Raw genomic sequence first — 26968 nt, forward strand, 5'->3', positions numbered from 1 at the left:
TATATATTGCTAGGCCGCGTAATTGGTGTTTCTCTTTGGGTAAGCTTGGTGCTGTTGCGGGTAGAGGTTATTCCAATTCGGATTGTTTCTCCGAATAACTCGTTCTATTTGCATACGTGTGAAATTTTGCAATTCGTTCATTCTCTTTTTTGCGCAGGCTAATTTTGAAAAAGCTTCGGAATAGATGATTCTGTTTAAATGGGGACCCCGTTGAAGAATAAAGCTATTCGCTTGTTGAAGTTCCATTACAGTGCTAAACATATTGGATGTGAAGTCGATTTCGAAGTATCTTCTATTGTTGTCTGTTACTATATATACAATAAAATTGCTCATAATGCTAAATTATTTGGATGTTTGAATTTTATTTACTAATTTTATTGGCACAATATTACTAATAAATTTAGTTTTTGCAAAATATTTTTTTGAAAAAATAATATGTCAAATATTTCGTCCAACTTGAAATTCCTTCGAAAAGGAAAGAAAATTACGCAGCAGCAATTTGCTGATATCATGGAGATTAAGCGCGCTTCTGTTGGTGCTTATGAAGAAGATAGAGCGGAGCCTAAATATGAATTGCTAAAAAAAATTGCCGAGTTTTATGGGTTAACCATGGATGAATTGGCGAATGATGTGATTGATGAGAAGTGGAAGCCGGTGCCTAAAAGCAATGCGTCAAATCTCAGGGTGTTAAGTGTCACTGTTGATGGCAATGATCGTGAAAACATCGAGTTAGTACCGGTTAAAGCAAGCGCGGGTTACTTAAATGGTTATGGTGATCCGGAGTATGTGGCTGAGCTTCCAAAATTTTCACTACCCATGTTTGGACAGGGGACTTTTCGGGCTTTTGAGATTAAGGGTGATTCGATGTTGCCTTTGCCCTCAGGATCAATTATTGTGGCGGAGTATGTTGAAAATTGGCATGATATAAAACCGGGACATACCTATGTTGTTGTATCCCGGGAGGAAGGAGTTGTCTATAAGCGTATCGCCTTTAAATTTAAAGAGGATAAAGGCTTAAAGTTAGTCTCTGACAATAAAACCTACGAACCATATTGGGTTGAGACTCCTGATATTCTTGAGGTGTGGCGGGCGAAAGCTTTTATTAGTACTCAACTGCCAGAGCCGACTCCTGAGCCAACGATGGAAACATTAACCAGTATGATGGCACAGATGCAAAAAACCATAAATGCAGTCGTTGATAATTCAAAATAATAGAAAAAATACTTCCGTTGCTGTTTGGGTATTTGTTTTTTATTTTATAAAATACTATATTTGCATATCTGAAAGGAAGGGGGCTCGTATTGCCCCCTTTTTTTAATACAATTAATTTAGCATTCTAGGCAGTAGAACAATGCAAGATGTAGAAAAAAGAGTCATTGAACTCATCGAGGAAAAAATAGCAGATCGCGAGGATTTGTTTATTGTTAGTGTAAAGATGCGTCCAAATAAGATTTTGGAAATCCTCTTAGACGGGGATAACGGTGTTAACATTGATGATTGTGCGCAAGTGAGCCGCCATGTCGGTTTTCATTTAGAAGAGGAAAATGTCGTTGATAATGCTTATCGTTTGGAGGTTTCGTCTCCGGGCATCGATTCAAATTTCGTCAATAATCGGCAGTATCAAAAAAATATAGGTCGTACAGTACAGGTTAAGTTGGACGATAATACAAAAATTGAGGGAACGTTATTGGCGGTGGATGAGGCAAAGATCAGCATTCTTCAAAAAGTAAAAGAAAAAGGTAAAAAAGCGCAAGAGGTGGAAAAAGAACTTCCTTTTGATCAAATAAAAGCAACAAAAGTGGTAATTTCATTTTAAAAATAATGAGTAACAGCAACATCAATCTGATAGACTCTTTTCAGGAGTTTAAGGAGTTTAAGAATATCGATAGACCTACGGTCATTACAGTATTGGAAGAGGTTTTTCGTAGTATGATCCGTCGTCGTTTCGGTACGGATGAAAATGTGGATGTTATCGTGAATCCAGATAACGGGGATTTGGAGATTTGGAGAACGCGTGTCGTTGTTGAAGATGAATTTTCTGAGGATGATGATCTTGAAATCGAGTTGGCGGAAGCGAGAAAACACGATGAGGACCTTGAAGTAGGCGATGATTTTATCGAACAGATCACTTTGGAAAGCTTTGGACGCCGTGCTATTTTAGCTGCCCGTCAAACACTTGTTTCTAAGGTGTTAGAGCTTGAGAAAGACGAGGTCTTCAAGAAATATAAAGATAGAGAAGGGGAGTTGGTTATTGGTGAGGTTTATCAGATCTGGAAAAAAGAGATCTTGGTATTGGATGAAGATGGTAATGAATTGATTTTACCTAAGTCAGAACAAATCCCTGCTGATTATTTCAAAAAAGGCGATGGTATCCGCGCGGTGGTTCATAAAGTGGATATGATGAACAACAATCCAAAAATCATTATCTCACGTACTGCACCAGCGTTTTTACAACGTTTGTTTGAACTTGAGGTTCCTGAGATCTTTGATGGTCTTATTACGATCAAGAAAATTGTCCGTGAACCAGGGGAGCGTGCTAAAGTGGCGGTTGAGTCTTATGATGACCGTATCGATCCAGTTGGAGCCTGTGTGGGTATGAAAGGATCACGTATTCACGGTATCGTTCGTGAATTGCGTAATGAGAATATTGATGTTATTAATTTCACAACAAACCATTCGTTATATATCGCTCGTGCATTGAGTCCTGCCCGGATCAGCTCAATTAAGATTGACGAAGAAAATAAAACTGCTGCTGTATACTTAAAATCGGATCAGGTTTCGTTGGCAATTGGTCGTGGTGGACATAATATTAAATTGGCTGGTAAATTGACTGGTTATGAGATCGATGTTTATCGTGAGAATGATGAGTTTGATGAGGATGTGGATATCGAAGAATTCAGCGATGAGATTGAAAGCTGGGTTATTGATGAATTGAAGCGTGTAGGTTTGGATTCTGCAAAATCTGTTTTATCACTCAGCGAAGAAGAACTCGTTAGACGTACCGATTTGGAAGAAGATACCATTCGTGATATCCTACGTATATTGCAGGCTGAATTTGAATAAAATTCAGCTTGTTAAATTTTTTCTATCTAACATTCGGAATAAATTGTTTATGGATGGAAAAAAACATATTTTTGTAATTATATTAAAATAGTTTATATTATAGATGACTGAAGGAAAAGGAACAAACTTGCTTAAAGCAGCAAAGGAACTCAACATCGGGATACATACTGCCGTGGAATGTTTAGTGAAAAAAGGATATGATGTAGAAGCAAAGCCTAACACTAAATTGAGCGGAGAGATGTATGGTGTGCTGTTAAAAGAGTTTCAGGGAGACAAATCACTGAAAGATGAAGCTAAACAAATTGTTATTGGCAAAATTCGTCGTGAGGAGTCGCCGTCCACTTCTCCTAAAGAATCGTCTAGAAATGAGGATTTTGAAGAACATGAGGAACCAAAAGAAATCTTGGTTAAGAATACAGTAGAAATCCCATCTGTCAAAGAAGTCACTCCTGCCAAGCCTGAGGAACCTGTTCATCAAGGTGGTATGAAAGTGGTTGGCAAAATTGATCTTGATGCCCTGAATAGAGGTGGTCACAAGACTAAAAAAGAGGAGCCTTCAAAAGAGGAACCCAAACTTACGCATGACTCACCTGTAGAGACTAAGGTCGTGGAGAAAGTAATAGAGCAGAAAGAAGCCGAAGTTAAAGCTCCGGTCATCGAAGCGAAAAAAGAAGAACCAAAGGTTATAGAGCAAAAAGCCGAAGTCGTGGGACCTCGGGTAGAAGCTCCCAAACCTGAAGTAGATAAAACTGAAGTAAAAGCAACTCCGGTTGTAGAGACAAAAACCGAACCTGTGAAGGTAGAAGAAAAGAAAAAAGACGAAACAGCACCTAAAGCTGCTGTACCAGTAGCTCCAAAAGTGGAGCCTGTGAAAAAAGAAGGCGATGATATTATTTCTGCTCGTGCAGAAAGATTGACAGGTCCTAAAGTAATTGGTAAGATTGAATTACCTTCTGCTAGACCTTCGCACAAACCTGTGGCATCATCTTCAAATGCTGGAAACAATAATGAGAAACGTAAGCGTAAGCGCACGAATCCAAATGGTCCAGTAAATCCGAATGCGGGACAGGGTCAAGGTCCTAACAACCAGAACCGTGGTCCTCGTGATGGAAATAATAACCACAACCGTGACCAACAAGGGAACAGAGGTGGCAATCAAGGAAACAACAACAATCCGAACAACCGCCCGGGACAAAACAACCAGCATCCAGGCAGACCAGGTCAAGGTGGAAACAACCAGCACCAAGGTAGACCAGGACAAGGTGGAGCAAGACCGCAACATGGTCGTTTTGACAATAGGGGAAAAGGAAGACCTGTTGAGAATAAAGAGGAGCCTTCTGAAAAGGAAATCCAAGATCAGATCAAAGCAACACTTGCTCGTTTAAGTGGAGCGGGTAAATCCGGTAAGTTTGCACAACGTGCGAAGTTGAGACGTCAGAAACGTGATGATGTCGCTCAACATGCGGAAGAAGCTGCAATGGAGCAAGAATTGATGGCGAAGGTATTGCGTGTCACAGAATTTGTTACAGCAAATGAGCTAGCAAATTTGATGGACGTTCAAGTCACACAGATTATCGCAACTTGTATGAGTTTAGGTATGTTTGTGTCTATCAACCAACGTCTAGATGCGGAAACTTTGACTATCGTAGCAGATGAGTTTGGCTATCAAGTTGAATTTATTAAACCTGAAGATGAGGAAACTGCCGAACTAGAAGAAGCAGATACTGAAGCGAATTTAGTGCCTAGAGCTCCAATCGTAACAGTAATGGGACACGTTGACCACGGTAAAACATCTTTGTTGGATTATATCCGTAAAGCAAACGTTACTTCTGGTGAAGCCGGTGGTATCACCCAGCATATTGGTGCATACGCGGTGAAATTGGATGATGACCGTAAAATTACATTTTTGGATACACCGGGTCACGAAGCCTTTACGGCGATGCGTGCACGTGGTGCCAAAGTAACAGATATCGTTATTATCGTTGTTGCGGCGGACGACGCTGTCATGCCACAAACGAAAGAGGCTATTAATCACGCACAAGCAGCAGGTGTACCAATCGTATTTGCATTTACAAAGGTGGATAAACCTGGTGCAAATCCTGATCGTATCCGTGAGCAGCTTTCGGCAATGAATATTTTAGTTGAGGATTGGGGCGGTAAGTTCCAAGCGCAAGAGATTTCTGCAAAAACTGGTGAAAATGTTGATCTTCTTTTAGAAAAAGTTCTTTTGGAAGCTGAAATGTTGGATTTGAAAGCTGATCCGAAAAAACGTGCTGTTGGTTCGGTGATCGAGGCAGCGTTGGACAAAGGCCGTGGTATTGTAACTACAGTATTGATTCAAGGAGGTACTCTTCGTGTCGGAGATCCAATTTTGGCCGGTTCACATTCCGGTAAGGTGAAAGCCTTAACGAATGAAAGAGGTGAACGTGTTAAAGAAGCGGGACCTTCTGTACCGGTGCAGATTTTGGGTATGGCTGGAGCACCTACAGCTGGGGATAAGCTTTATGTTCTTGAAAGCGAATCTGAGGCTAGAACGGTAGCAAACAAACGCCTTCAGTTACAACGTGAACAAGGTATGCGTGCAACGAAACATATTACCTTGGATGAGATCGGCCGTCGTTTGGCTATCGGTAACTTTAAGGAACTTAATATTATCGTGAAAGGTGATGTGGATGGTTCTATCGAAGCATTATCAGATTCATTGTTGAAATTGTCAACAGATGAGATCCAGGTGAATATTATTCATAAATCAGTAGGTGCAATCTCTGAATCAGATGTATTATTGGCATCTGCTTCTGATGCGATCATCATTGGTTTCCAAGTACGTCCTACACAAAATGCACGTAAATTGGCTGAGAATGAGCAAATCGACGTTCGTCTATACTCTATCATCTATGATGCTATCGAAGAGATTAAATCTGCGATGGAAGGTATGTTGGCTCCGAAATTTGAAGAGAAAATTGTTGCTGAGGTTGAAATCAGAGAAACATTTAAAATCTCTAAAGTGGGTACCATTGCGGGATGTATGGTTAGAGAAGGTAAAATCAATAGAAATAATGATATCCGCATAATCAGAGAGGGTGTGGTTATCCATACAGGTAGATTGGCTTCCCTGAAACGTTTTAAAGACGACGTGAAAGAGGTTGCACAAGGTTACGAGTGTGGTTTGAACATTGACCGTTTCAACGACATCCAGGTAGGTGATATCGTAGAGGCTTACGAACAAGTAGAAGTAAAACGTAAATTGTAATTTTCGATTTACGACATAAAAAAAAGCGTTGATGAAAATCAACGCTTTTTTTTTGTTTCTAATGCTCGTATAGCTCTATCGGAAGTTGATCGGGGTCGGCAAAGAAAGTGAATCTTTTTTGTGTTAGTTCGTCGATCCTTATCCCTTCATGTACGATACCTGCCTGTTCTAACTTATGTATTTCCGTATCCAGATTATCGACTTCAAAAGCTAAATGTCTTAAACCAGTAGCTTCAGGAAAACTTGGTCTAGTAGGGGGAGAGGGAAAGGAAAATAGTTCAATGATGTAGGTTTCGTTGAGTTTCAAATCCAATTTGTATGAATCCCGCTCTAGCCGATAATGTTCCTGCCAGATTTCAAGGCCGAGGACCTCAGTATAGAATTTTTTCGACCGCTGATAATCGCTACATATGATCGCAATATGGTGTATTTTGTTTAAGCTTAATTTCATTTTGCTCTTTCGTATTGTTTTGGCCAGGGGATGTCCACGGATAATTCTTTTGCAAAGTGTAATGGAAGATGTGGATCATCTAAAAAACTTCGAGCGATCATAACTAAATCCGCCTGATCGTTCTCAATAATATCGGCGGCCTGAGTCGCTGTTTTAATAATTCCGACAGTAGCAGTTTTGCTTCCGGTTTTCTCTTTGATCGCGAGGGCGAATGGAAGTTGATAGGCAGGTCCAATATCAATTTTTTGATGGGAAACTGCTCCACCGCTCGATACATCAATGATATTGATTCCCTGTTCGGTCAGGAGCTGTGATAGAGCTATGGATTGATTCAGATCCCAGCCATCCGGTGCCCAATCTGTCGCAGAAATACGTACCCATAAACTTTGCGTCGATATTTCCTGTTTTACCCTTTTGATGATCTCCAGCAAGAAGCGTATTCTATTTTCAAATGGACCACCGAACTGGTCTGTTCGTAGGTTGCACAAAGGGGAGAGAAACTGATGGATGAGGTAACCATGTGCTGCGTGGAGTTCGATGATTTCGTAACCAGCTTGAATAGCTCTTTTGGTAGCTTGTCCAAACTGTTCAATGATTTCTTCGATCTCATTTGTTTTAAGCTCTTTGGGGACGTAATCTGTCGAATGGAAAGCCAGTGCTGATGGAGCGACAGTCTGCCATCCTAGGGCTTCTGAAGGGGCAAATTGACCACGACCAAGCCAAGGTTTGTTGCTACTGGCTTTGCGGCCTGCATGCGCGAGCTGGATACCGGGGATCGCATCATTTGCTTTGATAAAAGCTGTTATCTCTTTTAGTTTGTCAATATGTTGATCATCCCATATACCAAGGTCTCCATAGCTGATTCTGCCTTCGGGTGCTACGGCTGTTGCTTCCTGTATGACTGCTGCTGCGCCTCCAATGGCAAATTGACCGAGGTGGACAAGATGCCAGTTGTTTGCAAAACCATCTTCAGCAGAATATTGGCACATAGGGGAAACGACTAAGCGATTTTTCAGGTTTAAGGAACCGATGTTTATCGATGAAAATAGTTTACTCATAATTTCTTGTTTATATTAGACGGATGTAGTGAGCTCCTGTCTAAATATGGTCGTGATAAGCTCACAAATAATTCTATTGCGAACCTTCAGGGTTGTTAAAGGCTCGCAATAGTGGTTTTTATGGATTTGTAGACCATAAAGAGGCTGATTTTAACATCGCTCTTCTAGGCAATTTTAAATTCGCGATAATTAGTTCCGCGAAATCTTCCGGTTGTAATACTTTTTCGGGGTCGCCGTCCGTCAGACCGAGATCTTTGGACATATCCGATGCAATGGTACTTGGCATTAGGGTACAGACTCGAATGTTATTTTTACGTACTTCACGCATCAATGAATCTGCAAATCCAATAACACCAAATTTTGAAGCACTATATGCTGAGGTCGTAGCTGCACCATTCAATCCCGCTGTAGAAGAGACCATGACAATATCACCCTGATTTTTTTCAATTAGTTGTGGCAGGACAGCTTTTGTAACAAAATAGGTTCCCAATAGATTAACATTGATAATCTCAGTCCAGTCTTGCACGTCCATATCCATTACAGAGGAGAAGGAAGATATACCCGCATTGTTGATAAGAATATCAAAGTGGCCAAAGGTTTCATTGAGATTATTAATTCCCTGCTGTACCGCTTCGTTATCTGACACATCAAATACAGCATAAGTAACTTGTGTGCCTAACGTTTTAAGCTCATCGGCAGCCAGCTTCAATGCTGTTTCGTTTCTTCCTGTGATCGCAACGTGTACGCCTTCTTTAGCTAACGCAACAGCAATGGCTTTCCCAAGCCCCTTTGCTCCACCTGTCACTAAGGCCCTTTTTCCTGTTATATTTTCCATAGTATAAAAGTAAGCATGATCTCATGAATTACTGTCAAATGAACCTCAAAAGACAGCCTATTTCACTTTTTTAATGATATTTTCTATAATCGGATAGGTATTGGCCCGCACTTCATCAAATTGATCTACAGGACGCCATTCTGCCTTTGTAATGTCTTCAGCTGTTTGTGGTATTAATTTCGGAACTTTATTAACGCCCATTTCATACCAATTGGTTGCCTTTAATACAAATTCTCCATTACGTAGATAGTATGTATGGTAGGATGTGATGATTTTTTTACCTAAATAGTTGATTTTAATACCACATTCTTCTTCTACTTCACGTACAGCGGCTTCTTTCATCTTCTCATTGTCTTCCACTTTGCCTTTCGGAAGGTCCCATTTACCCAAGCGGTAGATAAAAAGGTAATCACCATCACCATTTTTAACCAATCCACCAGCAGCTTTAATGATTTTTAACTTGCTTTTTAGGTTTTGAAATACAGTTTCGAAATCTCTATTAACGTAGAGATATGTCTTTGGAACTTTATCAATTTCAGATTGTTTGAAAAGTTTTTGAAGTTCAATGTCTTGAATACTAATTGTTTGCGTGTTTTCAGTTTTCGAAGGAACAAAATCGGCTAAAATTAGCACGGTTTCGTTCATATAAATTTTATAAATTTGCGCCATGAATAATTTAAATGAGGTTGAACAAAAAGTTGCTGAATCCTTATTGCAAATTAAAGCAATAAAATTGCAACCTAAAAGTCCTTTTACTTGGGCGTCGGGTTGGAAGTCTCCAATTTACTGTGATAACCGTATCACTTTATCTCATCCAGCGATACGTACGTATATTCGTCAGAAGCTTTCTAAGCTTATTCAAGAAGAGTTTGGATCTGTAGATATGATTTCTGGAGTAGCTACGGCAGGTATTCCACAAGGCGTGTTGGTAGCACAGGATTTGGGCTTACCATTTTCTTATGTTAGAAGCTCAGCTAAAGATCATGGACGTCAAAACATGATCGAAGGTGAAGTCGTTAGTGGGCAACGTGTAGTTGTGGTTGAAGATCTAATTTCGACAGGAAAAAGCAGCTTGATCGCGGTCAAAGCATTGCGTGAAGCGGGTTGTAATGTTGTTGGATTGGTTTCCATATTTACGTACGGATTACAACAAGCGACTGATAATTTTGCTGATGCAAAATGTCCTTATTTCAGCTTGTGTAACTACGATGCGCTGATTCAAGTCGCAGCTGAAAATGGCTATGTCTTGGATGAGGATGTTGAAATTTTGAAAAAATGGAGATTGAATCCTGAAGGATGGGGTGAAAATTTTCAATAAAGATGAATAATTTACCGTTATGACTACTATTCAGAACACAACAGAAATCAACAGAAATGTCAGCGAGGTATTTGCTTTTTTGACTGATCTCAATAATCATGAGCAGTTAATGCCTGAAAATATCTATAATTGGTCTTCAACGTCGGATGAAGCGCGATTTACCATTCAAAATATGGCAAAATTAGCACTAAGAGTGGAGGAGCGTGTAGAAAACCAATTGATCAAACTGATTCCTTCTGAAAAAGCGCCTTTCGAGGTTACATTGCGTTGGGAAGTGCAAGCAGTATCAGAAACTGTGACCAAAGCTACGTTTATAATTGATGCAGATCTGAATATGATGATGAAAATGATCGCATCAGGGCCACTTCAGAAACTGATTGACTTTCAGGTAAACAAACTTAAAACTGTATTGGGGTAGTAGGTCTTATTACGGAATATAACATAAAAAAAGCTCGATCGTTAGATCGAGCTTTTTTTATGTTATTATGCGAGTCGCTCATTTACTTTTTTCCAATTGACGACATTCCACCAATTTTTAATATAGTCTGCTCTTTTGTTTTGATAATGTAAGTAATAAGCATGTTCCCAAACGTCGAGTCCCAAAACTGGGATGCCTTTTACTTCAGCAACATCCATTAATGGATTATCCTGATTTGGGGTAGAAGTTATTTTCAGATTCCCCGAATCATCAAGAATCAACCAGGCCCAGCCTGAACCGAAGCGGCTTGTCGCTGCGGCAGCGAATTGCTCCTTAAATTTATCTAATGAGCCAAAGGACTTATTGATCATCGTCAACAATTTTTCTGATGGTTGACTAGCTTTGTCGGACAGGCTTTCCCAAAAGAAATTGTGATTCCATGCACCGCCAGCATTATTTCTGGCTTTCGGGGAATATTTGGATATATTAGCTAAAAGCTGTTCCTCTGAAGTTTCTTTGATCGCCTCAGCAACAATAGCTTCGTTGACAGCATTGATATAGGCCATATGATGCTTTGTATAATGGATTTCCATCGTCAAGGCGTCAATATTGGGCTCCAATGCGGCATAACTGAAAGGTAACTTTACTTGGGAAAACTTTAAGGTAGCGGCATTTAATTCAGTTGCTTTCGCGGAAGCAATATCTTGTAATATTGATCCAGATACAGCAATACCCAATGTGGCTTTTGCTGCATTTTGAAGGAAGTTTCTGCGTGTTTGCATATAATCTTATTATAATAAGTTTCGATATAAATATAACGTGAAATTCTACAAATATTGTACAAGAATTGTCTGCCAATTGTAATACAACAAAATTGTTATAAAAGGTATCTGAAAAAGCCTATTTCCGTTCTGGTTTTTACATTTGTGTAAGCCAAAATTCGACAGTATATTTGAATTATGTACGCATTACGAATAGCAAAGATAATTCCCCAACCCAATAATAATATTACTTTTCAATTGGAATCTCTTACCGGAGACTATCCTAGATACAAAGCGGGGCAATTTATTACACTTTCATTTATGTTTGGTGATCGGGAGGTTCGTCGTTCCTATTCTTTTAATAGTTCGCCGGATTATGATGAGCCATTAAGTATTACAGTAAAACGTGTGGAAAATGGAGAGATCTCAAGATTGCTTCATCATACTATTGCGGAAGGGGATATTGTTCAGGCCATGGAGCCACAGGGATTATTTACATATGAGCCTGATGCACATAAAGTAAGAACCTTGTTTTTATTTGCAGCAGGTATTGGTATAACGCCTTTATATTCTATTCTTAAAACAGCGCTGCTTGTTGAAGATAAGTCTAAGGTGGTACTGGTGTATAGCAACAGCGCCTCTGATCAGACGCCGTTCCGTGAGGAGCTGGAGGAATGGGCCATGAAATTCCCTGATCGCTTAACGATTGTCTGGATTTATTCCAACAGTAAATATCTGATGAAAGCCCGCCTGAATCGGGATTATATTCTTTCCATTGTCAAGGATCATCTTGCGGGGGAAAAAGAGGAAGCTCTATTTTATACCTGTGGACCGGTGATTTATATGGATTTATGTCGTTTTACACTTTTGGGTATGGGCTTCGATGCCAATCAGATTAAGAGAGAAACATTTTTATTGCCCGAAAATGAAGAGGATGATGACGATGAATCTGAAAAGGAAATTGATACGACATCCTATCGAATCAAATTACATTTTCAAGGCGAAAGCTATGATCTTGAGGTCCCGTATAATAAATCTATTCTGGATGTCGGACTGGAGCATAAAATCAAGCTACCCTATTCTTGTAAATCTGGCATGTGCAGTACATGTATCTCACAATGTTCCAAGGGGAAAGTCCGAATGGATTATAACGAAGTGTTAACCGATCGTGAAATGGAAAATGGACGTATCTTGTTGTGCACGGGCCATCCTACTGTTGAAGGAACAGAAATTGAGGTACTTTAAAAAACAGGCTGTATTTATCTCGTTTGTTTGATTAATTGCGTGTATTCCCGAATAATATTTTAATATATTATTTATTATTATCTATTTGTTCTGCTATGTGCTGCAATTAAAATTGCATATAAAAGCAAATTTAGCTAAGTTTGGGTATAACCGTATTTTATATCCAACTATTATGGGAAAATTACTCTGGAGCCCGATAGAAGAACAAAAATCTCAATCTGAGATCAATAAATTCAAACAGTATATCGAACAGCGATATTCATTATCCTTCGCGTCTTATCATGATCTATGGGCATGGTCAACGTCAACTATTGCCGATTTTTGGCAGGATGTTGTAACTTACTTTACTATAAAATTTTATTCAGGTTTTTACAGGGTATTAGCTTATCCAGCGAACAGCAATAGTTTTTTTGGATCGAAGTGGTGTAGTGGATCGACATTAAATCATGCTGAACATGTATTTCGCTGTGAAACGGGGGCAGATACCAACGCATTTGCACATTCCAATGGGTACCTTCAGCGTTAATTTGACAACCATCACGTTACAATATATGCAACGGTGGAGATGGTAAGCAAAGAGGATGTGGCCAATGTTATTCAGTTGATTTAGGAAACCCTATTAATGATAAAATCAAACATCAGTTTGAAATACTTTTAACCCAATAACGCTAATAATGATAGATAAAACAGTAAAAAATGTACAAGAAGCCTGCAATGGCATCGAAGACGGAATGACCATAATGTTAGGCGGTTTCGGGCTTTGCGGTATTCCCGAAAATTCTATTGCCGAGCTGGTAAAAAAAGAAGTGAAAGATTTAACCTGTATTTCTAATAATGCGGGTGTTGATGATTTTGGTTTAGGCTTACTTTTACAAAAAAAGCAAATCAAGAAAATGATTTCATCTTACGTTGGCGAGAACGCTGAATTCGAAAGGCAGCTTTTAAGCGGCGAATTGGAAGTAGAACTAATCCCGCAAGGCACTTTGGCGACACGTTGTATGGCTGCAGGATATGGAATGCCAGCCATTTATACACCAGCAGGCGTTGGAACCGAAATAGGTGAGGGCAAAGAAGTGAGAAACTTTAAAGGCAAAGATTATCTTTTGGAATATGCTTTCGATGCCGATTTTGCTATTGTTAAAGCCTGGAAAGGCGATAAAGCAGGCAATCTTATCTTTCGTTCTACAGCTAGAAATTTTAATCCTATAATGGCTATGGCTGGTAAAATAACCATTGCCGAAGTCGAGGAACTGGTAGAGGTTGGCGAACTAAATCCAGATGAAATTCATACTCCAGGAATTTATGTTCACAGAATTTTCCAGGGAGAACATTACGAAAAGAGAATCGAGCAAAGAACCGTAAGACCTAAAAACTAAATTATGGCATTATCTAAAGAACAAATTGCACAACGTATTGCAAAAGAAATTAAAAATAATAGTTACGTTAACCTAGGTATCGGAATTCCAACTTTGGTAGCGAATTACATTCCAGAAGGTGTGAATGTGGTTCTGCAATCCGAGAATGGACTTTTAGGAATGGGGCCTTTTCCTTTCGAAGGTAGCGAAGATCCAGATTTGATTAATGCGGGCAAGCAAACCATTACCACATTGCCGGGGTCTGCAATTTTCGATTCAGCACTAAGTTTTGGGATGATTAGAGCCCAAAAAGTAGATTTAACCATTTTAGGTGCCATGGAAGTTTCCGAAAGTGGTGATATTGCTAATTGGAAGATCCCGGGAAAAATGGTAAAAGGAATGGGCGGTGCCATGGATCTTGTCGCCTCGGCTAAAAATATTATCGTTGCCATGCAACAAGTTAATAAAAGTGGTGAAAGTAAACTTCTCGCAGAATGCACACTTCCATTAACAGGTGTAAAGTGCATAAAAAAAATTGTCACTGAATTAGGCGTTTACGAAATTCTACCAGAGGGAGGTTTCCAGCTTTTAGAAAGAGCTCCAGGTGTAAGTGTTGATGAAATAAGAACTGCAACAGCTGGAAAATTAATTGCCGACGAAAATATACCCGAAATGGTTTTTTAATGAAAAAAGTGTTACAAATAAATGGATTTATAGAGCTGTAACCAAAATTGGGGCTGGCTGAATTTGAAATCATCAGTAAAACATGGAATATAAGGTATAAACAATGAAAGGTTCTTAGAGTCCTTTAAATAAAGCCCTCCTGTATCATTCGATACAGAAGGGCTATTTAATTACTGGGGCAGTTATTATCGTCTACACGTTTTTTGTATTATACTTATACCTGAATTACCCCAACATTGTATCGCTCGACAATGGGCTTTTCGTTAGCGGCTTCAATTCCCATGCTAATGACTTTTCTGGTTTCATCAGGGGCAATAATTCCATCTACCCAAAGTCGGGCAGCGGCATAATAAGGACTTAACTGCTCATTATATCGGTCTTCAATGGATTTCAATAGTATATTCTTTTCTTCTTCATTGATTTCCTTCCCCTTAGCTTTTAATGCTGATTCCTGGATCTGAAATAGCGTTTTGCCGGCCGCGGCGCCACTCATGACGGCCATTTGGGCGCTTGGCCAAGCATAAATCAACCGAGGATCATAAGCCTTACCGCACATTGCGTAATTTCCCGCTCCATAGCTATTTCCTACGATGAACGTAAATTTGGGTACGACGGAATTTGCCATTGCATTGACCATTTTGGCGCCATCTTTAATAATTCCACCTTGTTCGGATCGGCTACCGACCATAAATCCAGTGACATCCTGAAAGAAGACAAGCGGAATGTTTTGTTGGTTGCAGTTCATGATAAAGCGTGCGGCTTTGTCTGCTGAGTCACTATAGATAACGCCACCCATTTGCATTTCCATTGCATTACCAGGTTTCTTTGCTTTAATGATTTCCCGTTGATTGGCTACGATACCTACGGCCCATCCATCTACACGTGCAAGTGCGCATACAATAGTTTTGCCGTAATCGGGTTTATATTCCTCCAGTGTTTCTGCATCGACAATCGCAGCGAGGATGTCCTGCATACGGTAAGGTTTGGTTCGATCCTCTGGAAGGATTTCTATAATTTTTTCGGGGTCTGTTTTTGGAGGCTGGCTTTCCTTTCGATTGAAATTTGCTTTTGCATGCCCGCCGATTTTATCAATTACGTTTTTAATTGCTGTGAGGCAACTTTGATCGTCGGGGAATTTGTTGTCTGTGACACCCGATATTTCGGAATGTGTGGAAGCGCCACCGAGTGTTTCGGCATCTACAGTTTCACCAATAGCTGATTTAACCAAATAGGGTCCAGCTAGGAATACAGATCCTGTACCTTCAACAATGAAAGCATAGTCTGACATGATGGGTAGGTAGGCACCGCCTGCGACACAGCTGCCCATGATCGCGGCAATCTGCGGAATACCCATGGAGGACATGCGTGCATTATTACGGAATATTCGTCCAAAGTGTTCTTTGTCGGGGAAGATTTCATCTTGCATCGGTAGAAAAACGCCCGCGGAATCCACCAGATATATTATCGGAAGGTTGTTTTCCATGGCGATTTCCTGTGCACGAAGATTTTTCTTTGCCGAGATCGGAAACCAGGCTCCAGCTTTTACTGTGGCGTCATTGGAAACGATAACGCAAAGTTTGGATTTAACATAACCCAATACCGCTGCACAGCCGGCATTCGTGCAGCCTCCGTGCTCAGTGTACATGCCCTCTCCAGCAAACATGCCTATTTCGAGGTATTCCCGGTCTGGATCTAGTAAGTATACTATTCTTTCCCATGCCGATAGCTTACCTTTCTCTTTCAATTTTTTGATTTTATCGATGCCACCACCGAGTTTTAAATTTTCTCTTTTTTGGCGAAGTAATGCGAGCAGCTCCTTCATAGTTTATAATTCTGGTTTAAAAAGCGATATGATTAAGAATTTCTTATTTTTAGATAAATTTAAAATAAAATTTTAAAATATTTGCAATTTTATTCCTAAATATTTTGATATATTTGAATTGTATTACCGATTGTAAATTTAATATTCATACTTATGTTTATTGAAAATAAACAACAAATGGATATGATCAGACAGAGTGCACGAGATTTTGCACAGTATCATATCAAACCTTATGTGATGGAATGGGATGAAGCCCAAATATTTCCAATAGAAGTTTTTAAAAAATTAGGTGAACATGGTTTCATGGGCGTTATCGTTCCCGAGGAATACGGAGGTTCGGGCCTAGGTTATCAGGAGTATATCACCGTGCTGGATGAAATCTCCAAAGTTTGTGGATCGATCGGACTTTCGGTGGCGGCACATAACTCATTATGTACCAATCATATTTTGAGTTTTGCTAATGAAGAACAGAAGAAACGCTATCTTCCGAAACTGGCTACTGCGGAATGGATTGGTGCTTGGGGCCTCACGGAGACTGGCTCAGGCTCGGATGCCGGTGGTATGACCACCTTTGCCGAAAGGGATGGAGATTATTATGTGCTGAATGGTTCGAAGAATTTTATTACACATGCCATTAGTTCGAGTGTCGCTGTTGTGATCGCTCGGACAGGGCAAAAGGGTGATAAAAAAGGAATGTCCGCCTTTATTGTCGAAAAGGATATGCCAGGGTTTACTGCAGGAAAAAAAGAGAATAAATTAGGCATGCGTGCTTCGGAGACGGCATGTTTATTTTTTGATAACTGTAGGATTCACCGTGACCAGCTCATCGGTGAGGAAGGTCAAGGATTTGTGCAGGCGCTAAAGCTTTTGGATGGCGGGAGAATCTCTATTGCTGCCCTTTCTTTGGGTATTGCACGTGGTGCATATGAATGTGCGTTAAAATATGCACATGAAAGAGAGCAGTTCGGCAAGAAGATTTACGATTTTCAGGCGGTTTCATTCGCCTTGGCAGATATGGCTACCCAAGTAGAGGCGAGTGAGCTATTGACCCGTCAGGCGGGGTATCTCAAAGATCATGGTGAACGCGTATCCAAAATTGGTGCGATGGCCAAGCTGTATGCTTCTGAGGCGGCAGTAAGTGTTTCAAATGAATCTGTACAGATTTTTGGTGGATATGGTTTTACAAAAGATTATCCTGCGGAAAAGTTCTTTCGTGATGCCAAACTATGTACAATAGGCGAGGGAACATCCAGTATTCAGAAGATGGTGATTGCCCGCGAAATTGAGAAAGATATTTTATAGTATAATATGAAAGATCAGGTTGTATTGGTCGATTGTCCACGAGATGCCATTCAGGGGCTACATAATTTTATTGCAACAGATAAAAAAGTCAAACATATCAATACGTTGATAGAAAGTGGCTTATTTGATGTGATTGATTTTGGTTCGTTTGTTTCTCCAAAGGCGGTTCCGCAATTGGCTGACACAAAAGAAGTCCTGAATGGCGTTTTGAAGAATGATCGGGTAAAGTTATTGGCAATTGTCGCCAATCTGAGAGGCGTTCAAGAGGCTGTTCAAGAGGAAAAAATAGATTTTATAGGTTATCCATTTTCTATATCAGAAACATTCCAGTTGCGCAATACAAATAGAGGGCTGGACGATTCTTATCAGCAATTGAAGGAAATGAAAACCTTGGCTGACACCTATGGTAAGAAATTGGTAGTGTATATTAGCATGGCTTTTGGTAATCCATATGGTGATCCCTGGTCAGTAGATCTGGTTGAAGAATGGATCGACCGGCTTATGCAGCTTGGTGTAGCTGAATTTTCTTTGGCGGATACGACTTCAGAGGCGAGTGTTGGGCAGATTGCCGATCTCTTTGGTCTTGTCCGGACGCGTTATCCGCAGCTCGCTGTAGGGGCACATTTCCATGCTAGGCGGGAAGATAGCCTTGCAAAGGTTCAGGCTGCTTACGATGCAGGCTGCCGTAAGTTTGAAGGGGCGTTATTGGGTTACGGTGGATGTCCATTTGCCAAAGATGATTTGGTTGGAAATATTCCATCAGAAATTTTGCTGGATCTTTTTGATAGGGGGAGTTTGACGGAGAAGATGGCCCTGGAGGAGAGCTTTAGACAGATGATCTTGTAGATAGAATAAATGGAAAAATTGAATTTCATAAAGGTGCAACGTGAACAGCATGTGTTTATATTGACGCTGGCGCGATCGGAGAAAAGGAATGCTTTTAGTCCGACCATGGTGAGTGAGATTGCCTATGCTTTGGCAGTGGCTAATGCGGATCCAGAGATTCGTTTGATACAGGTTGAAGCTGAAGGGCCCGTATTTTGTGCCGGGATGGATCTGAAAGCTTTTGAAGATCCGTTGGTTGATGAGGCTAATCCTCGGATTCCCAAGGTCGAGAAATCGCTGGCCGAACTGTTTGCTAATTTAGATAAACCGTCGATATGTGTCGTTCGTGGCGATGTGATTGCAGGTGGATTTTTAATTGCCTTATCCTGCACTTATTTGTTTGCCATGCCGCAGGTGCGGTTTTCGTTACCGGAAGTGAAGATCGGCCTTTTTCCTTTTCAGGTATTGGCGTTGCTCCTAGAGTATATGCCCGAGCGGAAAGCAATGGATCTTTGTATTCAAGGTCGGTCTTTCTCGGCAGAAGAGGCACTGGAAAAGGAATTGCTTTATGCAATTTTAGAGCCGGAGGAGGCCGAATTAGATGCATTGAAAAGAGCTATTGTAGAGAATGCGCCCTTGGCTATCGCAAAGGGTTTTGGGGCGCTTCGTAAATTGAAAGAAAATTCGTTGGTGGATAAGTATGCGTTTCTTTTGGATGAGCTTGCTAAACTCCGTCAGACAGCCGACTTCAAAGAAGGGATGGCGGCAATGCGTGATAAACGAAAGGGAGAGTGGAAGAATAGCTAATCAAAAAGAACGGAAGCTTGGTCGACTGGTCAATGGAGAAAATTCCCAGGGAATAGAACTTAATACGATCAATAAAGCGAGACCAAACCAAATGAGTAAAATTTTAAAACGTCGATCATCTGTATCGGCGTTTTTGCTTTTTAGACTACCAATGAGCAGAAATATTGCTGCGAGAATCATCATGCTGCTATGCTCCATTCCGAAAAAACGGATCTGTCGTAAGTGTACAGCTGTTTTGAAATGTGTCAGAAAATATTGTGTGATCGGACTTAATATATAGAGTATGATACCCATTAATGCTTGCATATAAAAAGCAATAATGACCGCCTTTTTTAAGAAATTATCGGTAGGGGTGAAGGGGAGTCTCTTCTTTTTTTGATAGGAAAAACGTAATAAACTAACTATAATAATGATCAAAACAATCCATCGCCAGGTGGAATGCAAAGCTAAAATAAAGGCGTAAATAGAAGTCATAGCGATACAAAGATGAACATAAAATACATTAAAAAACATTTCAGTCACTTGATTATTGTGACAACAGCAAAGCAGATTCGGGTTAAAAATGATTGCTGAGTTCTATCGTTGAATGAGAAGATGATAAAAATGAGGCTTGAATTTAATGTGATTTTTTTGTTTATGTAGTGTTTGTAGTATTTTGATTATTAATTATTTAAAATCTATATATTCCCGGTATTAACTTAAGGTTAATTGGTTTCTGAGTGCTGCAAACGCGGTTTTTGGCTAGATTGTATAGGGAAATTAGCTCAAAAGTATGGTGGCGGATTCTAATTTTAATTCACTTTGGTGATTAGGGTGCGTAATGTGTGGTTTTTGGTGTTTTTTAAGCGATTTGAGAGGCTTTTTGCTAGTTGCTGTACCTTCGCTTCGTTGGAATAAAAAAGTGCCCTCAAGGTGTTAATTTTAAGTTTTTTGTGTTGCGGCGGTTTTAGATAGGTGCGAAAATAGTGGGTTCTGATCTTATTTTTTCATTATGAATTTCATAATTAGTTTGTTTAATTATCTTTTTATCAGTATATATATGGCTTTTATATAAACTTATTATTTTTTGTTTTTGCTGATTCTTAGTTATTATATAAGGTGCAGATCTCGCGAGCCTATAGCCTTTAAAATAGGGGCTACAGATTTATTTTTTTAAATATTTTTTGGAAACATCGGGAATTAGTATCTATATTAGTGTATTAATTAAATAATACAGTAGTATGATTACTATCCAAAATCTAAATTTCAGTTATAGTAAATCCAGGCCACTCTTTCTTCAAATGGATCTCACCTTGAAGCAGGGGCATATCTATGGATTACTTGGAAAGAACGGCGCGGGTAAGTCTACCTTGCTCAAAAATATTGCCGGCTTAGTATATCCAGTATCGGGGGTGGTTGAAGTCTTGGGACACAAGCCAACTCGAAGGGAGCCCTCTTTGTTGCGGGAGATCAGTTTTATTCCGGAGGAGTTTTATTTGCCTGCGGTAAAATCAGAACAATTTTTAAAAGCCAATGCTGGGTTTTATCCCAATTTTGACCGGGAACATTTTTATCGCTTGATCAAAGAATTTGAAATTCCGGTAGAACAAAAATTGGCGGAGATGAGCTATGGTCAGAAAAAGAAATACATTATTTCCTTCGGTTTGGCTTCCAATACGAAAATCATTATCATGGATGAACCAACGAATGGGCTAGATATTCCTTCTAAAGCGCAGTTTCGTAAAATTATGGCTTCGGCCATCACAGACGATCGTTGTGTAATTATCTCAACCCATCAGGTACGTGATCTGGATAATCTGATTGATGCGGTCATTTTACTTGATGAGCATAAGGTAGCGTTGAATGCACCTGTTAACCTGATTACCGATAAGCTCTGCTTTAAAAAGATGAAGGAATTATCTTTTGATGTGCTGCATGCGGAGGAGGCGCTTGGAGGTTTCAATGTGATTCTTCCAAATAGGCTTGCTGAAGATTCCAAACTGGATCTGGAGTTGTTGTTCAATGCGGTGTTACAGCAAAAGGAAAAAATTACAAACCTCATTAAAGTCGATGAATATGTCAAACCTGTTTAATACTACACGTTTTTTTGCGCTGATCCGTAGGCAATGGGTTGGTTTTGGACGAATATATCTGATGTCAATAGGTGTAATCGCAGGCGTAATCTTTTGTTTTTATGCTTTCAATATGGGGACTAATTATGATCATCTTCAGCATGATTTTGCCAATGTTTATTCGATATTGAATTTTAGATCACCTTTATTCTGTGTATTGGGATTGTTTTTTGTGACTGTGATCTCGAGCAGTTATTTTGCTGATCTTGGACGTAAGACAAAAGCTATTTTTGAATTGATGATACCTGCTTCGCAATTGGAGAAATTTCTGGTCGGTATTTTCTATACAGTGATCATTGGGATCAGCTCATATCTACTGATCTATTATCTGATCGATCTAGCCTTCATTTCCTATTTGCGAGGTTTTGGTCCTTCCGTTAGAACGGAGGTAAATGAACTTGGTGAACAGGTTACGGTGGAGTTCTGGCAATATTTTTTTAGCGTGGATTATCCGAGCGGCGCGTATTATGCCTGTTTTTTACCTGTCGTATTGAATGCTATATTTTTACTGGGGGGGATTGTTTTTAAGAGCTATCAATATATTAAGACCGCAATCTCACTGTTGCTTTATTGCGTGGTCTGGATGTCTTTTTTTGTGTATCTCATGAAAACACAAACGGAAAATACAGTGGGGCGCATGGATGATAATTATTGGTCAGATTCAAATCACATCTTTGGGCTAATTACAATGACAGGAATAGCGCTCACATTGATATTCTGGGGGATTGCCTTTTTAAGGTTAAAAGAGAAGGAGATTTAATATGGAATTTAATGCCAACAAAGCGATTTATCTACAGATTGCGGAATATGTATGTGATCATATTTTAATGGAAACCTGGAAAACGAACGACAAGTTGCCCTCGGTACGGGAGCTGGCAGTTCAATTGGAGGTGAACCCGAATACAGTTATGAGGACCTATGATATGCTGCAACAGAAGGAGATTATCGCGAATAAACGCGGAATCGGTTTTTTCTTGACCGGGGATTCTGTCCGGAATGTTAAATCTTACCGGAAGACGGTTTTTTTGGAAGAGGATCTTCCATTGTTCTTTCGGAATATTTATTTATTGGAAATTGGTCTAACTGAATTGGAGCAACGTTACAGACAGTTTGTTGAACAGAATTTTAATTAAAATGAATCATGAAATTAAGTACTAAATTATTGATAGGGCTCGCAATATTCCTTTTTGTTGTTCCGACATTGGTGGCCTCTTATTTTGTTCGGATCAATAGGGTAGATGCAAACGTTTATCATGCAAATGTGGAAAAGGAGGTGTCAAACCCTGGTGCGGCAGATGTTTATTTTCGGTCGTTTCCTATAGGTAAATTTGATAAACTGCAGATCCTTGGTTCAGATGCCAGGGGGATCAATTTATATGTGGTGAAAAGTGATAAGTTTATGCTGAAGGTGAATAAGAGCCAGGCGGATTTTGTGAAAGCGAAGGTAGATGCTGATGGTTTTCTGGTGCTGGATTTTTTGGAGGGTGGTGATAAGTATTATAAGTCAGTCTATATTTTTACGCCGGATCTGAAAATATTAAAATTAGAGAAAGCAGATGTGAACGAGTTTTCTGCAAAGCTTGATGAGTTCACTATTGTTGGTGACAGTGTTGAGAATTTTTCTTTAAGTGGAGAAACGACCATCAATACGCTTAATTTGGTTTTGACAAATTCGCATATAGATGATTTTGGCTACCGTGACGACAAAAATACGGCACCTGTCAGTCATTTACACGTTGATATCACCAACACCAATCTAGGGTTGCCTCGGGTTGATTACAAGATTGCTGATATTCTTGTTAAGAATTCGCAGGTCTATTTTAATAGAAAAGGGGATAAGTCTAGGGTCGATGTTTTGGATATCAAAACGGAAGGTGTTTCTTCTGTCCGGCTGGATAGCTTGCAGTGGAATACATTGAAAGGACGTTTGTCGAACGATACAAAAATTGATTTGCCAGTGCATGCATTACGTAATCTGATCAAATAGTCTTCCGTACTGATTTTGTTTGTTAAGGTCTTGTGAAGGGTATTTATTTTGTAAAAGCTCAAAATTCAAACAATTGGAATTTTGAGCTTTTTGGTATATCCTGACCTATGGGTTAATAAGCGCTGCGACCTGTTGGTCACTTGTGACGCCCGGTTCCAGTGCTATCAGTTTAAAATTGCGGAAATGAATCTCCGATCCTTCAGATTCGAGGCAGAGGTAGCCTTTTTTTACAGTTGAATTGCGTATTCCGTTGACAAATTTCCCGTTGACAGCTAATTTGATTGTGCCGTCAATACATATGATTGTGTATTTGTTCCATTCGCCTTTCCCTTTAGCTCTGTTTTCTATGGATTTGCTACGTGTACCACGGGGGGTGTCTGGTATTGTGGTAACGCCACCGACACCAAATAGTTCGCCATGCACGTAGGCAATTGGTGCTTGTTTGCCATCAATATGATTCTGATTTACCCAGTCCAATTCGAGCATTTGTACTTCTACGCCTCCAGGTAGCCTGCCGGATGGATCAGGTTTGGCATCTGACCAAACGAAGATTCCTGAATTACCGCCAGCGTATTGATGGTTCCATTCGACATGGATAATAAAGTTTTCGTACTGTTTTGAAGAGCGTACTACACCTATTGGTTTTCCCTTGCAAATGAGATTCCCCTTTTCGATACACCATGTTTCAGGGTCTGTATTGACATTAATCCAGTGAATTTTTTCTGCGTTCTTCTTGTTTAATACCCAATCGTCCCATTGGATTTCCTGGCCAAAATTAAATAAGGTATTGTTTTGGGCTAGGAGGTTACTATTATTAAGCAATAAAATGCTGAAAATAGAATAAATAAGTCTTTTCATAAGGTTTTGGAGGTTAGCTAAACTTTGTCTTTCCAGGTGTAGCAATAGGAGGTCCGTCTATGTTAAGTTCCCAATTATAAGACGATAACTCCGGGCCAAGACTTTCTTTCGAATTTATTACTTGATCAAAGGTTAGGTTTTGACCTGTATAGCCTGCCATGCGTGCCCAAATAGCCAGCAATGTGCTGTTGGTCATCCACTCGCCATCATTGATCGGTTTGTTACTTCTGATTGCTGCAAACAACTCATCATGTTGCGTTTGGTACATATTGTTTTTTGCTCCGGTGTAATTCCAGTCCATTTTTCCAGTTATTGTATGTTTTCCGCCAATGATGACTTCGGCCGCACCTTCTGATCCTAACATGCTTACTGAGTTTCTAGGGGTGGCTCCAGCTTGTTGTCGACAGAAGTGTGTTCCGATAGCTCCATTTGCGTACTTAAATTCTATCGCAAAATGGTCGTAGATATTTCCATATTTTGAATCTACACGGACTTGTCTGCCGCCTGTACCCATCGCTGAAATAGGCATAACGTCACCCATGGCCCAAGACATCATATCTAAACTGTGTACTGCCTGTTCTACGATAAAATCACCTGAAAGCCAGTTGTAATAAAACCAGTTTCTCATTTGTTGGGTCATTTTATTCCATTCTGGACGTGGATCGATATAGGTCGCTTCGCCACCATAGCGAAATGTACTAACTGATCTTACCTGGCCTATTGCTCCTTCTAACACTTTAGTAAATGTAGCTCGGTTTGGAAGATCATAACGGAAGCAGAAGCCAGAAACAAGTGATAAGTTTAATTCTTTTGTTTTTTTTACCGACTGTAATACACTCTGTAGTCCCGGTACGTCAACGGCCATAGGTTTTTCACAGAAGATATGTTTTTTTGCGTTAACAGCAGCTTTTAAATGCAGTGGTCTAAATGCCGGCGGAGAGGTTAACAATACCACGTCTACATCACTATTGATTACTTTTTCGAAGGAATCGAAACCTAAGAACTTGTTGTTTTTGTCAATTTTTACCTGTTTTGGGCGAACTTCCATCAAAGCGGCATAGGATTCGTCCATGCGGTCCTGGAAAACGTCTGCCATAGCCGTAATTTGACAATTTGGATCAGCCTGTAAAGCTTGGATCGCTGCGCCAGTGCCTCTGCCGCCGCAGCCTATAAGTCCTACTTTAATGATTTGATCTTTTGATTGGTTTGTAAAGGAGGACAACGAAGAGGTTGGGAGGGAGCTTCCGAGGGCAATGATACTGGATTTTTTTAGGAATGATCTCCTTGAGTTGTTTCCTGGATGGTTATCGGAATTGAATGACATATTGTATTTAATGTTTATAAATGAATATAATGGTGTTAAGTTGTTAAATGATGTAACGTTTGTTTCATATTGGTCTAAAAAGACACTGCCTATTCACGAGATACAGAAGTTGATTTTCGATGTTCTATTTTACAGTCTAAAAAGTAAGTTTCAAATTCGAAATAATTTTTTTTATTTCTATTTTTTAACATCTCTAACAACAGTTCTACAGATCGATCGGCCATAAGACGTGTTGGTTGGGTAATAGTTGTCAAGGACGGGTTTAAGCTATTCGCAAAAGGTGTGTTGCTGAAGCCGATTAAATTCATGTTTTCTGGAATCTTTACGGCTAACTTATTTAATATATGTAAGACCTTTAATGATAAAGTGTCCGTGGTCGATAGAAGTGCATCTGGGTGTATGGGGTTGCTTAATAAGCTGCTTATTTTTCTTTCGAGCTCTTCATCAATATCATCTTTGGGACTTGAATAAGATATTTCCACAATATTTTGTTCGTTATAAGGAATCGAACAGTTGAATAGTGCATCTTTGTACCCCTTAATTCTGCTGGCATTACCTCCGATATCTTTACATAGCAGTAAAATGATGTTTTTACGGCCATTTTTTATCATTTCTTCGGTAGCTTGATAGATTACCTTGTTGTTTTGTATGCCGATTTTAAAGGTGTTAAGTTGATGATTTATTCGGTCAAAAATAATGATTGGGCATATCTGCTCCATGATATACATCAACAGGGATAAGCTGGAGTCGTTTTTTACGGGTGAAATGATGATACCATCGATATTACTTTGTACGCAGAGTTCCAGTGCTTCTTTCTCCTTTTTTTCATCGTTGAACGTCTGGAGTAAGATTAACTGGTAATTTGTTTGGGATAATATCAGGGAGATTTCTTCGTAGAAATCGAAGAAGAACGAGCTTGAAATAAAAGGGACAATAATAGCCAGTGTATTTGAACGTCCAGTTTTTAGGCTTTTGGCTGAAAAGTTTGGAATATAGTTAATCTTCTGCGTGTAAGCTAGGATCATTTTTTTTGTTTCCGCACTGATTTCATGACTATCATTAAGCGCCTTGGAAATGGTCCCCGGTGAAAGGTTTAATTGCTTTCCAATCTCTTTTAAGGTAATTCTTTTCATGTTCTCTTTCCTCTCCATTTCTTATCATTATCCATCCGCTATTCGCTGTTGAATAGGGTTAGAATTATTTTTTTGAATGCTGCTTCGCAGGTTTAATTGTATTCAGATGATGAATTATTAAATTATAAAGATAACATAAAAAAGAGGTTTTCAAATGGGGTTTGCAAAAAGCGGCGGTAATTCAATGTAAAAAGCCTTATTTACCGGAGTTGAGGTGGAAGGGCTAGGGAAAAGGAGAGTGACGCGGGCATGAACATAGGATCTGGCATCTTTCAATTTTCATGAAAGATGCCAGATCCTATGTATTATTTGGACCCGCCGAAAAGCTTGCTGATTAGCCAGATGACAAGCGCAACGACAA

At 39.7% G+C, this 26968-nt stretch carries 28 protein-coding genes; 17 read left to right on the forward strand and 11 right to left on the reverse strand.

What is annotated here, in order from left to right; genetic code table 11:
* Window positions 1-9: 9 nt before the first annotated feature.
* Complete coding sequence (locus tag M2408_RS14000; RefSeq protein ID WP_259182801.1) at window positions 10-333, reverse strand: hypothetical protein; 324 nt, start codon at window positions 331-333, stop codon at window positions 10-12.
* A gap of 102 nt (window positions 334-435) precedes the next feature.
* Here M2408_RS14000 and M2408_RS14005 point away from each other — a divergent pair, with 102 nt between their 5' ends.
* From M2408_RS14005 to infB, 4 genes are all read left to right on the forward strand, one after another.
* Window positions 436-1212, forward strand: coding sequence for a LexA family transcriptional regulator (locus M2408_RS14005; protein WP_120258423.1), 777 nt, complete (start codon window positions 436-438; stop codon window positions 1210-1212).
* A 139-nt stretch (window positions 1213-1351) separates the two neighbouring features.
* Window positions 1352-1816 (forward strand): ribosome assembly cofactor RimP, encoded by a 465-nt coding sequence (gene rimP / locus M2408_RS14010; protein ID WP_259182803.1) that lies wholly within the window; start codon window positions 1352-1354, stop codon window positions 1814-1816.
* A 5-nt stretch (window positions 1817-1821) separates the two neighbouring features.
* Complete coding sequence (gene nusA / locus M2408_RS14015; protein WP_120258421.1) at window positions 1822-3063, forward strand: transcription termination factor NusA; 1242 nt, start codon at window positions 1822-1824, stop codon at window positions 3061-3063.
* Window positions 3064-3166: 103 nt separating this feature from the next.
* Complete coding sequence (gene infB / locus M2408_RS14020) at window positions 3167-6313, forward strand: translation initiation factor IF-2 (protein ID WP_259182805.1); 3147 nt, start codon at window positions 3167-3169, stop codon at window positions 6311-6313.
* A 58-nt stretch (window positions 6314-6371) separates the two neighbouring features.
* Here infB and M2408_RS14025 read toward each other — a convergent pair whose 3' ends face one another.
* From M2408_RS14025 to M2408_RS14040, 4 genes are all read right to left on the reverse strand, one after another.
* Window positions 6372-6764, reverse strand: a complete 393-nt coding sequence (locus M2408_RS14025) for a VOC family protein (RefSeq protein ID WP_259182806.1) — start codon at window positions 6762-6764, stop codon at window positions 6372-6374.
* Window positions 6761-7822 (reverse strand): NADH:flavin oxidoreductase/NADH oxidase, encoded by a 1062-nt coding sequence (locus M2408_RS14030; RefSeq protein WP_259182808.1) that lies wholly within the window; start codon window positions 7820-7822, stop codon window positions 6761-6763. The genes M2408_RS14025 and M2408_RS14030 overlap by 4 nt, the downstream gene beginning before the upstream one ends.
* A gap of 118 nt (window positions 7823-7940) precedes the next feature.
* On the reverse strand, window positions 7941-8657 hold the full coding sequence (locus M2408_RS14035) for a 3-ketoacyl-ACP reductase (RefSeq protein WP_120258417.1): 717 nt from the start codon (window positions 8655-8657) through the stop codon (window positions 7941-7943).
* Window positions 8658-8714: 57 nt separating this feature from the next.
* The gene (locus M2408_RS14040; protein ID WP_120258416.1) at window positions 8715-9326 is read right to left on the reverse strand and encodes an NUDIX domain-containing protein; all 612 of its coding nucleotides are present in this window, start codon (window positions 9324-9326) and stop codon (window positions 8715-8717) included.
* Here M2408_RS14040 and pyrE point away from each other — a divergent pair.
* Both pyrE and M2408_RS14050 read left to right on the forward strand, forming a co-directional pair.
* The gene (gene pyrE / locus M2408_RS14045; RefSeq protein ID WP_120258415.1) at window positions 9325-9975 is read left to right on the forward strand and encodes an orotate phosphoribosyltransferase; all 651 of its coding nucleotides are present in this window, start codon (window positions 9325-9327) and stop codon (window positions 9973-9975) included. The two genes, M2408_RS14040 and pyrE, sit on opposite strands and share 2 nt — an antisense overlap.
* Window positions 9976-9994: 19 nt before the next feature.
* Window positions 9995-10393, forward strand: coding sequence for an SRPBCC family protein (locus M2408_RS14050; protein ID WP_259182813.1), 399 nt, complete (start codon window positions 9995-9997; stop codon window positions 10391-10393).
* A gap of 65 nt (window positions 10394-10458) precedes the next feature.
* On the opposite strand, the gene M2408_RS14055 is transcribed toward M2408_RS14050, so the two are convergent.
* The gene (locus M2408_RS14055; protein ID WP_120258413.1) at window positions 10459-11175 is read right to left on the reverse strand and encodes a superoxide dismutase; all 717 of its coding nucleotides are present in this window, start codon (window positions 11173-11175) and stop codon (window positions 10459-10461) included.
* Between the two features lie 177 nt (window positions 11176-11352).
* On the opposite strand from M2408_RS14055, the gene M2408_RS14060 reads away from it, so the two are divergent.
* The 4 genes from M2408_RS14060 (at window position 11353) to M2408_RS14075 (ending at window position 14438) form a co-directional block, all read left to right on the forward strand.
* Window positions 11353-12399 (forward strand): ferredoxin--NADP reductase, encoded by a 1047-nt coding sequence (locus M2408_RS14060; protein WP_259182815.1) that lies wholly within the window; start codon window positions 11353-11355, stop codon window positions 12397-12399.
* A gap of 172 nt (window positions 12400-12571) precedes the next feature.
* Window positions 12572-12925, forward strand: coding sequence for a hypothetical protein (locus tag M2408_RS14065; protein ID WP_259182817.1), 354 nt, complete (start codon window positions 12572-12574; stop codon window positions 12923-12925).
* Window positions 12926-13073: 148 nt separating this feature from the next.
* Window positions 13074-13775 (forward strand): CoA transferase subunit A, encoded by a 702-nt coding sequence (locus tag M2408_RS14070; protein ID WP_120258411.1) that lies wholly within the window; start codon window positions 13074-13076, stop codon window positions 13773-13775.
* A gap of 3 nt (window positions 13776-13778) precedes the next feature.
* Window positions 13779-14438, forward strand: coding sequence for a 3-oxoacid CoA-transferase subunit B (locus tag M2408_RS14075; RefSeq protein ID WP_120258410.1), 660 nt, complete (start codon window positions 13779-13781; stop codon window positions 14436-14438).
* Between the two features lie 214 nt (window positions 14439-14652).
* Here M2408_RS14075 and M2408_RS14080 read toward each other — a convergent pair whose 3' ends face one another.
* Window positions 14653-16260, reverse strand: a complete 1608-nt coding sequence (locus M2408_RS14080) for an acyl-CoA carboxylase subunit beta (RefSeq protein ID WP_259182823.1) — start codon at window positions 16258-16260, stop codon at window positions 14653-14655.
* 153 nt (window positions 16261-16413) lie between these two features.
* Between M2408_RS14080 and M2408_RS14085 the strand changes: the two genes are divergently transcribed.
* The 3 genes from M2408_RS14085 to M2408_RS14095 are packed head-to-tail and all read left to right on the forward strand — an operon-like array spanning window position 16414 to window position 19194.
* A complete protein-coding gene (locus M2408_RS14085; RefSeq protein WP_259182826.1) occupies window positions 16414-17562 on the forward strand; it encodes an acyl-CoA dehydrogenase family protein in 1149 nt (382 codons plus the stop codon).
* Window positions 17563-17568: 6 nt separating this feature from the next.
* Window positions 17569-18408 carry a hydroxymethylglutaryl-CoA lyase gene (locus M2408_RS14090; protein ID WP_259182828.1) on the forward strand — a complete coding sequence of 280 codons (840 nt, stop codon included), beginning with the start codon at window positions 17569-17571 and terminating at the stop codon, window positions 18406-18408.
* A gap of 9 nt (window positions 18409-18417) precedes the next feature.
* On the forward strand, window positions 18418-19194 hold the full coding sequence (locus tag M2408_RS14095) for an enoyl-CoA hydratase/isomerase family protein (RefSeq protein ID WP_259182829.1): 777 nt from the start codon (window positions 18418-18420) through the stop codon (window positions 19192-19194).
* Here M2408_RS14095 and M2408_RS14100 read toward each other — a convergent pair whose 3' ends face one another.
* Window positions 19195-19668 (reverse strand): hypothetical protein, encoded by a 474-nt coding sequence (locus M2408_RS14100; protein ID WP_259182831.1) that lies wholly within the window; start codon window positions 19666-19668, stop codon window positions 19195-19197.
* Between the two features lie 746 nt (window positions 19669-20414).
* Between M2408_RS14100 and M2408_RS14105 the strand changes: the two genes are divergently transcribed.
* From M2408_RS14105 to M2408_RS14120, 4 genes are read left to right on the forward strand one after another with little or no spacing between them, the layout of a single operon-like run.
* The gene (locus M2408_RS14105; RefSeq protein ID WP_259182832.1) at window positions 20415-21266 is read left to right on the forward strand and encodes an ATP-binding cassette domain-containing protein; all 852 of its coding nucleotides are present in this window, start codon (window positions 20415-20417) and stop codon (window positions 21264-21266) included.
* Window positions 21250-22065: a hypothetical protein gene (locus M2408_RS14110; RefSeq protein WP_259182833.1), complete on the forward strand. Its 816-nt coding sequence runs from the start codon at window positions 21250-21252 to the stop codon at window positions 22063-22065. The genes M2408_RS14105 and M2408_RS14110 overlap by 17 nt, the downstream gene beginning before the upstream one ends.
* 1 nt (window position 22066) lies before the next feature.
* Window positions 22067-22438, forward strand: coding sequence for a GntR family transcriptional regulator (locus M2408_RS14115; RefSeq protein WP_120258402.1), 372 nt, complete (start codon window positions 22067-22069; stop codon window positions 22436-22438).
* An 8-nt stretch (window positions 22439-22446) separates the two neighbouring features.
* A complete protein-coding gene (locus tag M2408_RS14120) occupies window positions 22447-23292 on the forward strand; it encodes a hypothetical protein (protein WP_259182836.1) in 846 nt (281 codons plus the stop codon).
* A 105-nt stretch (window positions 23293-23397) separates the two neighbouring features.
* Here the strand turns inward: M2408_RS14120 and M2408_RS14125 are convergent, their stop codons facing one another.
* The 3 genes from M2408_RS14125 to M2408_RS14135 all read right to left on the reverse strand — a co-directional run bounded on the left by M2408_RS14125 (window position 23398) and on the right by M2408_RS14135 (window position 26607).
* Entirely contained in the window at window positions 23398-24150 is a 753-nt protein-coding gene (locus M2408_RS14125; RefSeq protein ID WP_259182838.1) for a DUF1080 domain-containing protein, read from the reverse strand.
* A gap of 13 nt (window positions 24151-24163) precedes the next feature.
* Window positions 24164-25474 carry a Gfo/Idh/MocA family protein gene (locus tag M2408_RS14130; RefSeq protein WP_259182840.1) on the reverse strand — a complete coding sequence of 437 codons (1311 nt, stop codon included), beginning with the start codon at window positions 25472-25474 and terminating at the stop codon, window positions 24164-24166.
* Between the two features lie 89 nt (window positions 25475-25563).
* Window positions 25564-26607, reverse strand: coding sequence for a LacI family DNA-binding transcriptional regulator (locus tag M2408_RS14135; RefSeq protein WP_167457209.1), 1044 nt, complete (start codon window positions 26605-26607; stop codon window positions 25564-25566).
* Window positions 26608-26968 lie beyond the last annotated feature (361 nt).

This window comes from Sphingobacterium sp. BIGb0165 (assembly GCF_024810095.1).
Taxonomy (GTDB): domain Bacteria; phylum Bacteroidota; class Bacteroidia; order Sphingobacteriales; family Sphingobacteriaceae; genus Sphingobacterium; species Sphingobacterium detergens.

Coding starts and splice junctions, on each gene's coding strand:
- infB (WP_259182805.1), top strand. CDS start 3,167: ATGACTGAAGGAAAAGGAACAAACTTGCTTAAAGCAGCAAAGGAACTC.
- M2408_RS14085 (WP_259182826.1), top strand. CDS start 16,414: ATGTTTATTGAAAATAAACAACAAATGGATATGATCAGACAGAGTGCA.
- M2408_RS14005 (WP_120258423.1), top strand. CDS start 436: ATGTCAAATATTTCGTCCAACTTGAAATTCCTTCGAAAAGGAAAGAAA.
- rimP (WP_259182803.1), top strand. CDS start 1,352: ATGCAAGATGTAGAAAAAAGAGTCATTGAACTCATCGAGGAAAAAATA.
- M2408_RS14110 (WP_259182833.1), top strand. CDS start 21,250: ATGTCAAACCTGTTTAATACTACACGTTTTTTTGCGCTGATCCGTAGG.
- pyrE (WP_120258415.1), top strand. CDS start 9,325: ATGAATAATTTAAATGAGGTTGAACAAAAAGTTGCTGAATCCTTATTG.
- M2408_RS14060 (WP_259182815.1), top strand. CDS start 11,353: ATGTACGCATTACGAATAGCAAAGATAATTCCCCAACCCAATAATAAT.
- M2408_RS14075 (WP_120258410.1), top strand. CDS start 13,779: ATGGCATTATCTAAAGAACAAATTGCACAACGTATTGCAAAAGAAATT.
- M2408_RS14030 (WP_259182808.1), bottom strand. CDS start 7,822: ATGAGTAAACTATTTTCATCGATAAACATCGGTTCCTTAAACCTGAAA.
- M2408_RS14040 (WP_120258416.1), bottom strand. CDS start 9,326: ATGGCGCAAATTTATAAAATTTATATGAACGAAACCGTGCTAATTTTA.
- M2408_RS14050 (WP_259182813.1), top strand. CDS start 9,995: ATGACTACTATTCAGAACACAACAGAAATCAACAGAAATGTCAGCGAG.
- M2408_RS14080 (WP_259182823.1), bottom strand. CDS start 16,260: ATGAAGGAGCTGCTCGCATTACTTCGCCAAAAAAGAGAAAATTTAAAA.
- M2408_RS14070 (WP_120258411.1), top strand. CDS start 13,074: ATGATAGATAAAACAGTAAAAAATGTACAAGAAGCCTGCAATGGCATC.
- M2408_RS14035 (WP_120258417.1), bottom strand. CDS start 8,657: ATGGAAAATATAACAGGAAAAAGGGCCTTAGTGACAGGTGGAGCAAAG.
- M2408_RS14000 (WP_259182801.1), bottom strand. CDS start 333: ATGAGCAATTTTATTGTATATATAGTAACAGACAACAATAGAAGATAC.
- nusA (WP_120258421.1), top strand. CDS start 1,822: ATGAGTAACAGCAACATCAATCTGATAGACTCTTTTCAGGAGTTTAAG.
- M2408_RS14125 (WP_259182838.1), bottom strand. CDS start 24,150: ATGAAAAGACTTATTTATTCTATTTTCAGCATTTTATTGCTTAATAAT.
- M2408_RS14115 (WP_120258402.1), top strand. CDS start 22,067: ATGGAATTTAATGCCAACAAAGCGATTTATCTACAGATTGCGGAATAT.
- M2408_RS14065 (WP_259182817.1), top strand. CDS start 12,572: ATGGGAAAATTACTCTGGAGCCCGATAGAAGAACAAAAATCTCAATCT.
- M2408_RS14090 (WP_259182828.1), top strand. CDS start 17,569: ATGAAAGATCAGGTTGTATTGGTCGATTGTCCACGAGATGCCATTCAG.
- M2408_RS14025 (WP_259182806.1), bottom strand. CDS start 6,764: ATGAAATTAAGCTTAAACAAAATACACCATATTGCGATCATATGTAGC.
- M2408_RS14135 (WP_167457209.1), bottom strand. CDS start 26,607: ATGAAAAGAATTACCTTAAAAGAGATTGGAAAGCAATTAAACCTTTCA.
- M2408_RS14105 (WP_259182832.1), top strand. CDS start 20,415: ATGATTACTATCCAAAATCTAAATTTCAGTTATAGTAAATCCAGGCCA.
- M2408_RS14130 (WP_259182840.1), bottom strand. CDS start 25,474: ATGTCATTCAATTCCGATAACCATCCAGGAAACAACTCAAGGAGATCA.
- M2408_RS14120 (WP_259182836.1), top strand. CDS start 22,447: ATGAAATTAAGTACTAAATTATTGATAGGGCTCGCAATATTCCTTTTT.
- M2408_RS14100 (WP_259182831.1), bottom strand. CDS start 19,668: ATGACTTCTATTTACGCCTTTATTTTAGCTTTGCATTCCACCTGGCGA.
- M2408_RS14095 (WP_259182829.1), top strand. CDS start 18,418: ATGGAAAAATTGAATTTCATAAAGGTGCAACGTGAACAGCATGTGTTT.
- M2408_RS14055 (WP_120258413.1), bottom strand. CDS start 11,175: ATGCAAACACGCAGAAACTTCCTTCAAAATGCAGCAAAAGCCACATTG.